This is a genomic window from Cognatishimia sp. (assembly GCF_964229375.1).
Lineage (GTDB): Bacteria > Pseudomonadota > Alphaproteobacteria > Rhodobacterales > Rhodobacteraceae > Cognatishimia.
In genome coordinates this window covers 13,046-28,043 of record NZ_CAXREH010000030.1, presented here as the reverse complement: position 1 = coordinate 28,043, position 14,998 = coordinate 13,046, and the positions used below count along the sequence as shown (strand labels likewise).

Here is a 14,998-nt window from a genome sequence, read left to right as displayed (position 1 = left end):
CCGATCACCTATCTGCGTGTCTCTGTGACCGACAGATGCGATTTCCGTTGTGTCTATTGCATGGCCGAAGACATGACATTCCTGCCCAAGCGTGACCTGCTGACGCTGGAAGAACTGGACCGCATGTGCACGGCATTTGTGGACCTTGGGGTCGAGCAGCTGCGCATTACCGGCGGCGAGCCTCTGGTGCGTCGCGACATCATGACGTTCTTTAAGGGCATGTCGCGCCACTTGGACAGCGGCGCACTAAAAGAACTGACGCTGACGACCAACGGCTCGCAGCTGCACCGTTTTGCGGATGATCTGGCTGCATATGGCGTCAAACGCATCAACATTTCTTTAGACACAATCGTGCCCGAGAAATTTGCCGCGATCACCCGCTGGGGCAAACTGGACAACGTTCTGCGCGGAATCGATGCGGCGCAAAAGGCAGGTATCCGCGTCAAAATCAACGCCGTCGCCCTGAAAGACTTCAACGACAGTGAATTGCTTGCCATCACCGAATGGTGCAAAAGCCGCGACATGGATCTGACCTGGATCGAAGTCATGCCGATGGGCGATCTGGGCAATGAGGATCGACTGGGTCAATATTGGTCACTTGAAGATCTGCGCAGCCAGCTGGCGCAATCCTACACGCTGACCGAACTCAGCGAACGCACCGGCGGCCCTGCCCGCTATGTCCGCCTTGAAGAAACCGGGCAAAAGATCGGCTTTATCACGCCGCTGACCCATAACTTCTGCGAAAGCTGCAACCGCGTGCGCCTGACCTGCACAGGCCAGCTTTATATGTGCCTTGGCCAAGAAGACATGGTTGATCTGCGTGCGCCACTGCGGGCCTCGGAAAGCAACGGCCCTGTCAGCGACGCCATTCGTGACGCGATCAGCAAAAAGCCCAAGGGGCATGATTTTGACTATTCGCGCCAACGCATCGACGGTCAGATGTCCCGCCACATGAGCCACACCGGCGGATGAAGACAGACGCAGACGCGGCGCCGCTTCCAATGCTGTACCGGCTTTACACAGCCGGTGCTCAGATCGCGTCCCCTATTCTCGATCGCATGGCCCGCAAGAAACTGCAGCGGGCGGGCGTATCCAAAGCCCGATTGCATGAACGCGCAGGTGTGGCCAGCCAAGAGCGACCGCTAGGCAAACTCCTTTGGATCCATGCCGTTTCCGTGGGCGAAACCCTGTCGATCCTGGATGTGATCAAGGAACTGCGGCAGCAAGCCCCGCGTATGACGGTCCTGTTGACCACCACCACGACAACATCGGCAGAACTGGCCAGCAAGCGGCTGCCTGAGGGGTGTATTCACCAGTTTGCGCCCCTTGATACCCCAGCCGCTACAAAGCGGTTTCTGGATCACTGGCAACCAGACCTTGTGACCTTTGTGGAAAGCGAGATCTGGCCGCACCAAATCGCGTCAGTACATGATGCAGAGATCCCGCTGGCTTTGATCAACGCGCGCCTTTCGGAAAAGTCACTGATGTCTTGGGGCAAACGCGCCGATCTGGCCCGCGCCCTCTTTGGCCGGTTTTCACTGGTTCTATGTCAGACTGACCCGGTGCGCGACGGGCTACGCGCGTTTGTGCAAGAGCCATGGAAAGTCGTAACTTCTGGTGATCTCAAGAAATCTTCTGATCCCCTGCCCGTCAACGATCTGCAGAAAGCGCGGCTGGCACAAGCCATCGCCGAGCGCCCGTTCTGGCTCGCCAGCTCGACCCACGCAGGCGAAGAAGAGGCGATGAGTGCCGCGCACAAACACTTTGTGGCCCAGCACGCAGACGGGTTGATGATCCTGCTGCCTCGCCACCCGGAACGCGGGCCAGAGATTGCCGACATGCTGCGCACCGAGGGGTGGCGCGTCGCCATGCGCAGCAAGGATGAGGCGATCGCCCCCGACACGCAGATCTACCTGGCCGATACGCTTGGCGAGACCGGACTGTTCTACAGCCTGTCTACACTTGTGTTTATCGGCGGCTCATTTGTTCCCGTTGGTGGACATAACCCATATGAGCCCGCCCATATGGGCTGCGCCATTCTGCACGGTCCGCTCTATGCCAATTTCGCACAGGCCTATGCGGATATGGCCGAGCAAGAAGCCAGTATGGAAGTCGCCGATGCCGCGGCCTTGGGACAGGCCCTCTGTGCGCTTTGGGGCGATGATGAAGTCGCTTTGCTGCAAGCCAACGCAAAATTCTATATCGAGGCCAGCCGCAACATCCGCAAAGACGTCGCCGGCCACCTATTGGCGCTGATCGCCCCTTAGTGCAGCTTGGATTTGATCCGGCGGATCAGCATCCAGACCAGCCCGATGACCGGCAAGGTCAAACCAGCGATCAACATGGATTTTGACACGCCCAAGACCGACGCGAGTGGCATGAACAGATAACCAGCCAGCGACACGGCATAATAGCTGATGGCGACCACCGACAGCCCTTCGACCGTCTCTTGCAGCCGCAGCGCCATTTGCGCACGCTTATCCATGCTTGCAAGCAAGTCCTGATTTTGCTCAGACCGCGCCACATCGACCTTGGTCCGCAATAACTCGCTCGCGCGAATAGAGCGATCCGCCAACTGGTTCAGACGATCTTGTGTGGCCTCAATCGTCCGCATGGCCGGATCAAACCGGCGCATCATGAATTCACCAAAGCTTTGTCGAGACTTAAAGGGCGTCTCGCGCAACACCTCGATGCGCTGTTTCACCAAGGCGGAATAAGCTTTTGTCGCCCCAAACCGATAAGACGACCGCGCGATCGTGGCCTCTAACTCCTGAGAGATCGCAAGCAAGCCGTCCAGCGTCTTTTCAGGTTCTGCGGTGCCCGTCATCTCGTCCATTAGACGCGTGAGCTCGACCTCAATCTGCCCCGTGCGGCCTGACATCTCGCGGGCGCGGAAAAACCCAAGCATCGACATCGCTTTATAGGTTTCGATTTCGCAGATACGCTGCACAACACGGCCAATACGCCCCGGCCCACAGGATGCTTCCGGCAGAACCGCAAACCGCAAGTGGCCTGCCGGATCCACACGAAAATCTCCGGCAATCACAAGGGATTCATCCAACACCTGCCCGCAGGCCAGGCTCTCTGGCACAAACCAATCCCGCAGCATCTGTTGCACGCTGTCATCCGACGGCTTTTGCTCGACCCGCAGAATGGCAGAGGTCACGCGCACACCGGGTGCTTCTTGCAGCCAGTCATGCGGGAACACGTCAAAAGCCGCGGGATCAAAGGGGCGGTCATCTACCCCGTCTGAAAACACCGTATAGGTCACAAATTCTGTGTGTTGTTCCCACTTGATATTGTGCCGCCCAATGGCCCCCGAATAATGCGTCGCGCCCGGTTGCGGATGCGGAGCATCATAGCGATCCAGCAAAGAAATAAGGTGCGCGATATCCATCCCGCGATCCCGGCCTGCGGCTTGATCCTGCTTTTTGATCGCCAGAAACACGACCGTGGCCGGCGCGGTAAAAGAGGGAAAAGGACGCGCGTGCAATTCATTTGCAAGACGATAACGCAGAGGATGATCTTTGATCGGTGTCATGGGGGGCTCCATTTGGGGCCACCCTAGGCATCACAGCCCAAGCGTCAATGCATTTTTGTTTATTTTCAATGTGTTAAGTGAATGCAAAGGTATACAACGCCGGGCCAGCTTGGGTAAGGGCATGAAATATCGCACGAATATGTGCCCCTGCCCATTTTTGCACCAGCCGCAAAAAAGGGCGCCGTTGGGCGCCCTTTCTTCTTGGGTTGCGTGTGTTTTACTGGATCATGGTCAACAGCGTGTCCAGCGAGGCTTTTGCGTCGCCATAGAACATGCGGGTGTTTTCCTTGTAAAACAGCGGGTTTTCGATGCCCGAGTAGCCGGTGCCCTGCCCGCGTTTTGAGACAAACACCTGTTTCGCTTTCCAGCATTCCAGAACCGGCATGCCTGCGATGGGCGAGTTCGGATCCTCTTGAGCGGCCGGGTTCACGATGTCGTTGGAGCCGATGACAATTGCAACATCCGTTTCCGGGAAGTCGTCGTTGATCTCGTCCATCTCCATCACGATGTCATAGGGCACTTTGGCTTCCGCCAAGAGCACGTTCATGTGGCCTGGCAGACGTCCTGCAACCGGGTGGATCGCAAAGCGCACCTCTTTGCCCTTGGCGCGCAGACGACGGGTCAGCTCGGCCACATTCTGCTGCGCTTGTGCCACCGCCATGCCATAGCCCGGAATGATGATCACAGAGTCAGCCTCATCCAGCGCACTCGCAACGCCCTCGGCATCAATCGCGACCTGCTCGCCCTCGACTTCCATCGCAGGGCCCGCAGCACCGCCAAAGCCGCCAAGGATCACGCTCACAAAGGAGCGGTTCATCGCTTTACACATGATGTAGCTCAGGATCGCACCCGAAGAGCCCACCAGCGCGCCCACAACGATCAGCAGGTCGTTGCCAAGGCTGAAGCCAATCGCCGCTGCCGCCCAGCCGGAATAGCTGTTCAGCATCGAGACCACGACAGGCATATCCGCGCCGCCAATGCCCATGATCAGGTGATAGCCGATAAACAGCGCCATCAGGGTCAGGATATAAAGCGGCAGAACATCGCCAGAGTTCAGATACCAGATCAGCGAGCCCAGCGAGACCAGCGCCGCTGCCGCGTTCAGAACATGTCCGCCCGGCAGCTTGGTCGCCGCCGAGGTCACACGACCCGACAGCTTGCCATAGGCAATGACAGATCCCGTAAAGGTCACAGCCCCGATCCAGATGCCCAGGGCCGCTTCGACCCGCAGGATATTGATCTCGACCGCGTCTTTCTTGGCCAGAAGGGCTGCAAAGCCTTCAAGGGATTTCTTCTCGGCCGCATCCATGCCCATCACATTGATCAGCTCAAAATGCGCGTTAAAGCCCACAAAGACAGCCGCCAGACCGACCAGCGCGTGCATGCCGGCCACCAGTTCCGGCATCTGGGTCATCTCGACCTTGGAGGCCAGTTGATAGCCAATCAGACCACCCGCTGCGATCAGAACGATCGACAGCCACCATAGGCCTGCGCCCGGGCCGATCAGGGTTGCAAAGACCGCAAGCGCCATACCGACGATGCCATACCAGACCGCGCGTTTCGCGCTCTCTTGTCCGCTCAGACCACCCAGGGACAGGATGAACAGAACGGCTGCGACCACGTAAGCCGCTGTAGTAAAACCAAATTCCATTGATCTCTACTCCTTAGGATTTCTGGAACATGGCAAGCATGCGCCGTGTCACGAGAAAGCCGCCAAAGATGTTGATCCCGGCCATAAAGACCGAGGCAGCCGCAAGGATAATCACCAGAGCCGAGCTGGAGCCGATCTGCATCAGCGCCCCCAGAATGATGATCGACGAGATCGCATTGGTCACCGCCATCAGCGGCGTGTGCAGCGAATGGCTGACGTTCCAGATCACCTGGAAGCCCACAAAGACCGCCAGAACAAAGACGATGAAGTGCTGCATAAAGCTTGCAGGTGCCACAAGGCCCACACCCAGCATCAGCGCACCGCCAACCGCCAGCAGGGTCACCTGCTGTTTGGTCTGTGCTTTGAAGGCCGCCGCTTCTTCGGCGCGCAGCTCTTCCGGGGTCTTTTCCTTAACCTCGGGTTTCTTCTGCGCCGCAATCGCCGCCACTTTTGGTGGAGGTGGCGGGAAGGTGATCTCGCCTTCAAAGGTCACGGTCGCGCCGCGGATCACGTCGTCTTCCATGTCGTGGTGGACCTGACCGTCCTTCTCGGGCGTCAGATCGGCCATCATGTGACGGATGTTGGTCGCGTAAAGCGTCGAGGACTGCGCCGCCATTCGCGACGGGAAGTCGGTATAGCCGATGATCGTCACGCCATTGTCGGTCACGATCTTTTCGTCCGCCACGGTCAGCTTACAATTGCCGCCCTTCTCTGCCGCCAAGTCCACAATCACAGAGCCAGGCTTCATGGCTTTGACCATGTCTTCGGTCCAAAGCTCTGGCGCTTCGCGGTTCGGGATCAGCGCGGTGGTAATCACGATGTCGACCTCTGGCGCCAGTTCACGGAACTTGGCCAGCTGCGCTTCGCGGAACTCAGGCGAGGACACAGAGGCATAACCGCCCGTGGCCGCGCCGTCCTGCTGTTCTTCTTCAAAATCCAGATAGACGAATTCAGCGCCCATGGATTCAACCTGCTCGGCCACTTCTGGCCGTACGTCAAACGCCAGCGTGATCGCGCCCAGCGAGGTCGAGGTGCCAATCGCTGCCAGGCCTGCAACGCCCGCGCCCACAACCAGAACCTTGGCCGGAGGCACTTTGCCTGCCGCCGTGATCTGGCCTGTAAAGAAGCGCCCAAAATTGTTGCCCGCCTCAATCACCGCGCGATAGCCCGCGATATTGGCCATCGAGGACAGCGCATCCATTTTCTGCGCGCGCGAAATGCGTGGCACCATTTCCATCGCGATCACAGTCGCGCCCTTGGATTTGGCCAGCTCCATTCCAGCGTCATTGGCCGCCGGGTTAAAGAAGGAAATCAGCGTCTTGCCTTTGGTCAGCCGCTTCAGCTCGACCTCTTCTGGCTGACGCACCTTCGCGACAATATCACAGGCCTTCCATAGCGCTGCCGCCGTGCCGATTACCTCAACACCAGCCTCTTTATAAGCCGCATCCGAAAAACCAGCCGCAAGACCAGCACCCTTCTCAATGGCACACTCATACCCTAACTTCATCAGCTGTGAAGCCGACGCAGGCGTCATCGCAACACGCGACTCCCCCGCAAAGATCTCCTTCGGAGTTCCGATTTTCACGTCTCTTGTCTCCTCACCTAACGGTGCAATTTGCTTCTAAACCCAAGAACCGAGATCCGTTTACTTGCAAAACCTCAGTGCTACAAGGTTTTGAACAGGTGTTCCGGCGACTTGAGCGCGACCTCTGACACCCCGTGTGCGACCTACTGGCACACAAGAGCGACATAAAATGGCTGAGATCGCTGATCATTTTCAATGGTGATCCTAATATTGTTTCAATTTAAGACCTTGATCGCGCAATCAAATTTCAAGGCAAACAAAGTCATACTCAAACACAAAGGTATCTAAATGGGCGATAGAAAATGGGGGCGTCGCGTCAAATTGTCTTAGGCCGATTTTAACATCGGAGACGCGCGTTTTTCTGTGGACCAGGCCTGCACGGCTTGACCAAAGGCTTCAAACAGTGGGCGGCTTACGGGATCTTGGGCCGCGTTGTATTCCGGGTGCCATTGCACGGCCAGGGTAAAGCCGGGCGCATCTTTGACATAGATCGCCTCGGGCGTGCCGTCGGGCGCATGGCCATCAATCACCAGCGCATCGACTGGCGTTTTGATGCCTTGGCCATGCAGTGTGTTCGTCATAACGGACTGTGCGCCCATAACCTGATGAAACACGCCACCTTCTTGAAAGGTCACCTCATGGCGCAGGGCAAATTTTTCTTCCAACGTGCCATCAGGTGGCATCCGGTGGTTATCGCGCCCCGGAAGATCGCGGATCTCGGGGTAAAGCGAGCCGCCCATGGCCACGTTGACCTCTTGAAAGCCGCGGCAAATGCCAAGGATCGGCTGACCGATCCGCACACAAGCGCGAATGAGGTCCAGCGCAATTGCGTCCCGCGCGCGATCAAAGGTGCCATGCGCCTCGGTCGCAACTTCGCCGTATTCTTCAGGGTGAACATTTGGTCGCCCGCCGGTGAACAGAAAGCCGTCGCAGGCCTCCATGAGTTCGGCGGTGCTGACGAATTTCGGGTCAGACGGAATGATCATGGGCATACAGCCGGCCACGTCGACCAAAGCCGACGAGTTCATGGTTCCGGCCACATGAACCGGATATTCTTCATTCAACAGATACGCGTTGCCTATGATGCCGACGATGGGGCGCGCCATGTGATGCCTCATTCACTTCCTGATTGCGTCAGGCTACACGAATTTCGGCGAAACAAAACGTCTCGATTCACATAATACGACTGTGCATCAGCACACAGTCACAAATTGATGAGGTTTTAGGCGTTAGCCTTCGCCAATCAACCCGGCCGAGGCGATGCCAGCAAGACCTGCTTCGGCGTCGTTGTCAGAGGTATCTCCGGTCACGCCGACCCCGCCGATCACGTTGCCCTTTTTGTCGCGCACCAGAATGCCGCCCGGAACTGGCACCACATGCCCGCCATAGACACCATTGACCGCCGCCATGAAATACGCCTGCTGTTCTGCCCGCGCCATCTGAGCAGAGCCCGACATATGCAGCATCACCGCGCCATAGGCTTTGCCATGTGCGATGCCAAACCGACCCGGGGCCGCTCCGTCCTCTTTCTCAAAGGCAATCACATGCCCACCTGCATCCAGAACCACGACGGACAGAGGTTTCAACTCCATCTCGCGGCCTTTTTCCAGAGTTTTGCGGATGATTGTGCGCGCCTTGCGCAATGAAATTTCAGCCATGTTTACCTACCCCCAATACTTTATTTTCACCGTTTACTAACAACGAGTTAAGCCGCTGGCAGCTGTTGTGTGGCGCAGTGGATGCCACCGCCTATTTCTCCCAGCGCGTCTACGTTTAGCGCAACAATTTCGCGACCCGGATAGTGCCGCGCCATCGCCTGTCTTGCCTCTTGGTCTGTGTCTACATCACCGAACTGCGCCATGACAACAGCGCCGTTGCAGACATAGTAGTTGGCGTATGAGGCAACAAAGTCAAAAGACTGCACGCGTCGTTGGATGGGCTCGGGAATGACATCAACCGAAAGCCCAGCGCGCCGGAGTGCAGCCAGCGTATCCTGTGCGGCCAGATGGAAGGGATCGTCCGGATCTATCTGGATCGGCATATTCGCAAGCACCCGCCCAGCGCCGGTAAAGCGCGCCAGACTGTCGATGTGATAATCCGTAATGTCCTGATCATAGACCCCTTCGGCCCAAATCATCCGCTCAGCCCCATAAGCCGCAAGCAAGCTGGCCTCGATCTGTTGGCGGGACTGGCCCGGGTTCCGGTTGGAATTAACCCAAGAGCTTTCATGCGCCAGCAACAGCCCGTGGCCATCATGCTCGACGCCGCCATACTCGCCGATGACACCCGAGGGCACGACATCAAAGCCCAGCGCGTCTGCCACTCTTTCCGCCACGCGCGCATCGTTGCGGTCGTTTTGTTTACCGCCCCAACCGTTGAACTGAACGTGGCTAAGGACGCGCTCTGTCCCGCGAAACGCCGTCAGGGGGCCTGAGTCACGGCACCACAGATCTTCGGTTGGGATGTCCCACAGCTCGACTTGATCAGAGAGCAGTTTGCGTGCCGCGCGGTGCTGTCGCTTGTCCGCCAGCATCACCACAGGCTCAAAGGCCGCAATTGTATTGGCGATATTTGCGATGGTGGCCTGAACATCCGCCAGCCACCATTTATCGCGATAGACGGCGCGGCTGTTTGGCCATTGCATAAAGGTCAGCTCGTGCGGGCCCTCTTCGGGGGGCACATAGAGCCCCTGCTCTGCGCGCGCGCCGGTTCCTGACCCAATTCCTGTCAAAGCAAGTCCCCCTGCTGTCAACTTGATAAAGTCTCGACGCGTGCGCATTCTGCGTGCCTCCCTCTGTTGAGGGTACTATGCCGTGGATTTCAGCTCCAGTCGACGGGCATGAAGGACAGGTTCTGTATACCCCGAGGGCTGCACACGCCCTTTGAACACCAGATCGCAGGCCGCTTGAAAGGCGATCCCGGCAAAGCCCGGCGCCATGGGAGTATAGAGCGGATCGGATGCATTCTGGCCATCCACAATAGCTGCCATCTTTTGCATCGATGCCATGACCTCGTCTTCTGTCACCACACCGTTGTGGATCCAATTCGCCAAGTGCTGCGCCGAGATACGGCAGGTGGCACGGTCTTCCATCAGGCCAACATCATTGATGTCTGGCACCTTAGAGCAGCCAACCCCTTGATCGACCCAACGCACGACATATCCAAGAATACCCTGACAGTTGTTGGCAACCTCATTGGCAATCTCATCCGGAGACCAGTTCGCGCCTGCCGCCAACGGGATCTGCAGAACATCCTCACGCGCGGCACGACGACCGCCGTCTTTCAAGCCATTCTGAACGGCCATGACGTCCACTTTGTGATAGTGCAGCGCATGGAGTGTCGCCGCTGTCGGGCTTGGCACCCATGCACAGGTCGCACCAGATTGCGGGTGCCCGATCTTTTGATCCAGCATCGCTTCCATCATATCAGGCATCGCCCACATACCTTTGCCGATCTGAGCCTTGCCCTGCAGGCCACATTCCAGACCAATATCCACGTTCAACGCTTCATAGGCCGCGATCCAGCCTTCTTTCTTGATGTCGTCTTTACGCAGAACGGCACCCGCCTCCATCGAGGTGTGGATTTCGTCGCCCGTGCGATCCAGGAAACCGGTGTTGATAAACGCCACACGGGACTTCGCAGCACGGATGCAGGCCTTAAGGTTCACCGTTGTGCGCCGCTCTTCATCCATGATACCGATTTTGACTGTATTCGCCGGAAGGCCCAGCGCGCCTTCGACATGTGTGAAGATACGATCGGTAAAGGCGACCTCTTCAGGGCCGTGCATCTTGGGCTTCACGATATAGATCGAGCCATGCACAGAATTGCCGCTGTCCCGGGCCAGATCATGTTTGGACACCAGCACCGTGGTCATGGCATCCATCAGACCTTCCATGATCTCATTGCCGTCACGGTCCAGAATGGTGGGGTTGCTCATCAAATGACCCACATTGCGGATCCACAACAGCGCACGCCCTTTCAGGATACGCTCTTTACCCGCGGGCGTTTTGAACATCATGTCGTCATTCAAGCGTCGCGTGACCGTCTTGCCACCTTTGTCAAAGCTCTCTTGCAGATCGCCTTTCATCAGGCCCAACCAGTTGCGATAAGCCAGAACCTTGTCTTCGGCATCCACACAGGCAACCGAGTCTTCGCAGTCCATGATCGCCGACATTGCGGCCTCGACGATGACATCTGCGATACCCGCCGGATCATCTTTGCCGATTGGGTGGTTCGGATTGATCACAATGCGAATGTGCAGCCCGTGTTTTACGAACAACAGCTCTGTCAGATCTTCGGTGATGCCGACGAATTGCTGAACCCGCTCAAGGTTTGCGGTGCCCTCGCCTGTGCGGACGACAAACTGGCCATCCTGAAAATCAAACCCCGTGACATCCGCCCATGTTGCATCAACCAAAGGAATGGCCTGATCCAGATGCGCCTTGGCATATGCAACAACCTCTGCCCCGCGTGCGGCGTCATACCCGCCTGCCGCTGGGCTCGTGCCCATAGCATCGGTGCCATAAAGCGCGTCATACAATGATCCCCAGCGGGCGTTCGCTGCATTCAGGGCATAGCGAGCGTTGGTAATTGGCACCACAAGCTGAGGGCCCGGAACCCAAGCAATCTCGGGATCAACGTTGGCCGTGTCGACTTGAAAGTCATCACCTTCTGGCAGCAGGTAACCGATCTCTTCCAAGAAGGCTTTATAGGCGTCAAAATCAAAGGCGGACCCCTTGTGTGCGATGTGCCACGCATCGATCTTGCCCTGCATATCTTCGCGCGTCTGCAGCAGCGCGCGATTTTCCGGGCCAAAGTCATGCACCAGTGCGCTTAGGCCTGACCAAAAGTCCTCGGCCGAGACGCCAGACCCCGGAAGCGCCTCATTTTCAATGAAATCAACATATTGCGCATCAACCTGCAGGCCGTTTTTCTCGATACGTGACATAGAACCCCTCCTAATGACACCGGCACACACCATGTATACCGCCGTATTCACCAATTACTTACAGTCGTTCAAATACATCATCAACCATTTTGGTAAAATCTTTTTACCAAAATTTCCAAGAAACTGTTTCGGCGTTGCTGGCCCCTGACGCAGAAAGCCTTGCAGCGGCTGAGCCAGAGGATACATCTAGGTGACCATAATTTACGGAGTGCTAAGATGCGCGATGCGGCCCCTCAGACCATCTACCTCAAGGACTACACCCCCTTTGGATATCTGATCGACAGTGTTGCGCTGACGTTCAAGCTGCATCCAACGCAAACCCGCGTTCTTTCAAAAATCGCATTCCGCCCCAATCCAGACGCGCCAGACCGTCGCTTCTTTCTGCATGGCGAAGACCTGAATTTGATCTCAGCCAAGATTGACGGCAAAGACGTAACGACCCGCGATGTGGACGGCGGTTTAGAGGCAGATGCGCCTGATGCGCCCTTCGTCTGGGAGGCCGAGGTGGAGATTTCGCCGTCAACCAACACCGCCCTTGAGGGGCTTTACATGTCAAACGGCATGTATTGCACTCAATGCGAGGCCGAAGGGTTCCGCAAGATCACCTATTACCCGGATCGCCCCGATGTCATGGCGCCATTCCATGTGCGTATCGAAGGCCAAGATCCCATCTTGTTGTCCAACGGTAATCCCGGCGCAAAGGGCGATGGGTTTGCAGAATGGTCCGACCCCTGGAAAAAACCCGCCTATCTGTTTGCATTGGTGGCGGGCGATCTGATCAATCATCCGGGCCAGTTCACCACACAATCCGGCAAAGAGATCGAGCTGAACATATGGGTGCGCCCGGGAGACGAACACAAATGTGCCTTTGGGATGCAGGCCCTTAAAGATTCCATGAAGTGGGACGAGGACGTCTATGGCCGGGAATATGACCTCGATATCTTTAACATTGTGGCCGTGGATGACTTCAATATGGGCGCGATGGAGAACAAAGGGCTGAATATCTTCAACTCTTCCGCTGTGCTGGCCTCGCCCGAAACCTCTACGGACGCCAACTTTGAGCGGATCGAAGCCATCATTGCGCACGAGTATTTCCACAACTGGACCGGAAACCGCATCACCTGTCGCGATTGGTTCCAGCTGTGCCTGAAAGAAGGCCTGACCGTCTATCGCGACCATCAGTTTACCGCAGACATGCGCTCTGGCGACGTTGCGCGCATCGAAAACGTGCTGGCCTTGCGCGCCCGTCAGTTCCCCGAAGATCAGGGCCCCCTTAGCCACCCTGTGCGCCCTGAGGAATTCCAAGAGATCAACAATTTCTATACCGCCACAGTCTATGAAAAAGGCGCCGAGGTTATTGGCATGCTGAAAACCCTTGTTGGGGATGACGCCTATGCCAAAGCGCTTGATCTCTATTTTGACCGCCATGACGGGGATGCCGCCACGATTGAAGACTGGCTCAAGGTCTTTGAGGATTTTACGGGGCGTGATCTGTCGCAGTTCAAACTGTGGTACAGCCAATCGGGCACGCCAAAACTGTCTGTGACCGAAGACTGGGACGCCAGCACAGGCACCTTCACGTTGACCTTTACCCAATCCACAGCCCCAACGCCCGGTCAGGACCAAAAAGACCCCAAGGTAATCCCGGTTGCCATCGGCCTATTGAACCCAAACGGCGACGAAGTGCAGGCAACGGATGTCTTTGAGATGACGCAGGCCAGCCAAAGCTATCAGGTCACGGGGCTTGCAGTGCGCCCGATCCCATCAATTCTGCGCGGCTTCTCGGCCCCTGTGGTTTTGGACCATGACATCGACAACGACCGCCGCGCGTTTTTGTTCGCCCATGACACCGACAGTTTCAATCGCTGGGAGGCCGGACGTGATCTGGCGCGCGACAGCCTGCTGGCCATGATCCGCGACGGGGCCGAACCGAACGCGCTTTATTTGGACAGCCTTCAACGTGTCATTCAGGATCCAAGCCTTGAGCCCGCGTATAAAGCCTATCTGCTCGGACAGCCCGGAGACTCTGAACTGGCCCGCGCACTCTCTGAAATGGGAGAAACGCCGGACCCCGACGCGATCCACGCCGCATCCAAGGCCTTTCGCAAGGCCAAAGCGCAGGCACTGGCCGCGCATCTGCCCGCACTCTATGAGGCGCATCTGGTCAAAGGCCCTTTCTTGCCGGATGCCGATGGCGCTGGAAAACGCGCGCTGGCCAATGCGGCGTTGTCATTGCTGACCAAACTGGACGCAGGCTCTGCCGCCCAGACGCAGTTTGATCGCGCTGACAATATGACAGAGCAGCTGGCAGCGCTTGGCCAGCTGATCGAGACAGGTACCGGCGAGGCAGCGCTGGCAGCGTTCTATGACCAATGGCAGGCAGACCGGCTGGTGATCGACAAGTGGTTTGCCCTGCAAGTGGCACTCGCCACACCGGATCAGGCCGCGGGTGTGACCCGCAAGCTGACCGAACATGCGGACTTTGACATGAAGAACCCCAACCGTTTCCGCGCAACGCTGGGCGCACTGGCGGGCAACCATGCAGGGTTTCATCACAAAAGTGGCGCAGGCTATGCGCTGTTGACCGACTGGCTGATCCAGCTGGACGACCTGAATCCGCAGACGACGGCGCGGATGTGTTCCGCGTTTCAGACTTGGCGCGCCTATGATGAGGACCGTCAGGAGCTGATCAAGACGCAACTGGAACGGATCCTTGCGAAAAAGGACCTGAGTCGGGATACTTCCGAGATGATTACGCGGATATTGGGATAAATGGACAGTTTCACTTTTGAAAGCCAAGGGCGGACGCCCAAATCCATCGCAGCTTTGGTGGCGATGGTGTTTGTCCTGATCGGTCTGGATTACATCGGCACGGTGTGGTGGATCCTTGTGATTGTCGCAATGATCACCCTGCCCGCGGCCATTGATGTCTTTATGAATGTCACGGCGCGTCTGGAATTGAACGACCAGCATCTTTTCTGGAAGAACCGCAGCCAAGAGGTCACCATCCCGCTGCACGAAATCGAAAAGATCCGCTTTGATGGGCGCATGGATCTGTCGGTGCGCGTCAGTGTTGTCTTGCAAGACGGCCGCAAGTTGCGCCTGCCGTATGATGCGATGCCACCACACAAAGACCTCGAGGCCGCGCTGAAAGACCGTGACATCCGAACCGAGCGACACGCCTTTACGGTGTTTTGATACGCCTTTGGTTCAGCCAGAGCGGGCGTGATTGTCGCCGGTGAAAAAACAATGCCGCACGCAACCCCAAATTGC

11 protein-coding genes are annotated in these 14,998 nt (G+C 57.2%); 4 read left to right on the top strand and 7 right to left on the bottom strand.

The annotated features are described in order from the left end of the window. The first annotated feature begins 3 nt into the window (after positions 1-3). Both moaA and ACEQWH_RS02455 read left to right on the top strand, forming a co-directional pair. Entirely contained in the window at positions 4-972 is a 969-nt protein-coding gene (gene moaA / locus ACEQWH_RS02460) for a GTP 3',8-cyclase MoaA (protein ID WP_370227993.1), read from the top strand. Then, the gene (locus ACEQWH_RS02455; RefSeq protein ID WP_370227991.1) at positions 969-2,267 is read left to right on the top strand and encodes a 3-deoxy-D-manno-octulosonic acid transferase; all 1,299 of its coding nucleotides are present in this window, start codon (positions 969-971) and stop codon (positions 2,265-2,267) included. The genes moaA and ACEQWH_RS02455 overlap by 4 nt, the downstream gene beginning before the upstream one ends. Here the strand turns inward: ACEQWH_RS02455 and ACEQWH_RS02450 are convergent. The 7 genes from ACEQWH_RS02450 to ACEQWH_RS02420 form a co-directional block, all read right to left on the bottom strand. Next, the gene (locus tag ACEQWH_RS02450) at positions 2,264-3,541 is read right to left on the bottom strand and encodes a DUF3422 family protein (RefSeq protein ID WP_370227989.1); all 1,278 of its coding nucleotides are present in this window, start codon (positions 3,539-3,541) and stop codon (positions 2,264-2,266) included. The genes ACEQWH_RS02455 and ACEQWH_RS02450 overlap by 4 nt on opposite strands. Positions 3,542-3,758: 217 nt before the next feature. Beyond that, a complete protein-coding gene (locus tag ACEQWH_RS02445; protein WP_370227987.1) occupies positions 3,759-5,192 on the bottom strand; it encodes an NAD(P)(+) transhydrogenase (Re/Si-specific) subunit beta in 1,434 nt (477 codons plus the stop codon). A gap of 13 nt (positions 5,193-5,205) precedes the next feature. Beyond that, a complete protein-coding gene (locus tag ACEQWH_RS02440; RefSeq protein ID WP_370227985.1) occupies positions 5,206-6,777 on the bottom strand; it encodes a Re/Si-specific NAD(P)(+) transhydrogenase subunit alpha in 1,572 nt (523 codons plus the stop codon). A gap of 326 nt (positions 6,778-7,103) precedes the next feature. Continuing rightward, positions 7,104-7,883: a gamma-glutamyl-gamma-aminobutyrate hydrolase family protein gene (locus ACEQWH_RS02435; RefSeq protein WP_370227983.1), complete on the bottom strand. Its 780-nt coding sequence runs from the start codon at positions 7,881-7,883 to the stop codon at positions 7,104-7,106. Positions 7,884-8,006: 123 nt separating this feature from the next. Beyond that, on the bottom strand, positions 8,007-8,435 hold the full coding sequence (locus tag ACEQWH_RS02430) for a heme-binding protein (RefSeq protein WP_370227981.1): 429 nt from the start codon (positions 8,433-8,435) through the stop codon (positions 8,007-8,009). Positions 8,436-8,482: 47 nt separating this feature from the next. Next, positions 8,483-9,556: an agmatine/peptidylarginine deiminase gene (locus ACEQWH_RS02425; protein ID WP_370227979.1), complete on the bottom strand. Its 1,074-nt coding sequence runs from the start codon at positions 9,554-9,556 to the stop codon at positions 8,483-8,485. Positions 9,557-9,583: 27 nt separating this feature from the next. Continuing rightward, the gene (locus tag ACEQWH_RS02420) at positions 9,584-11,725 is read right to left on the bottom strand and encodes a malate synthase G (RefSeq protein WP_370227977.1); all 2,142 of its coding nucleotides are present in this window, start codon (positions 11,723-11,725) and stop codon (positions 9,584-9,586) included. Between the two features lie 216 nt (positions 11,726-11,941). Between ACEQWH_RS02420 and pepN the strand changes: the two genes are divergently transcribed. Then, complete coding sequence (pepN, locus tag ACEQWH_RS02415) at positions 11,942-14,497, top strand: aminopeptidase N (RefSeq protein ID WP_370227975.1); 2,556 nt, start codon at positions 11,942-11,944, stop codon at positions 14,495-14,497. Beyond that, positions 14,498-14,923, top strand: a complete 426-nt coding sequence (locus ACEQWH_RS02410) for a hypothetical protein (RefSeq protein ID WP_370227973.1) — start codon at positions 14,498-14,500, stop codon at positions 14,921-14,923. The last annotated feature ends 75 nt before the right edge of the window (positions 14,924-14,998 follow it).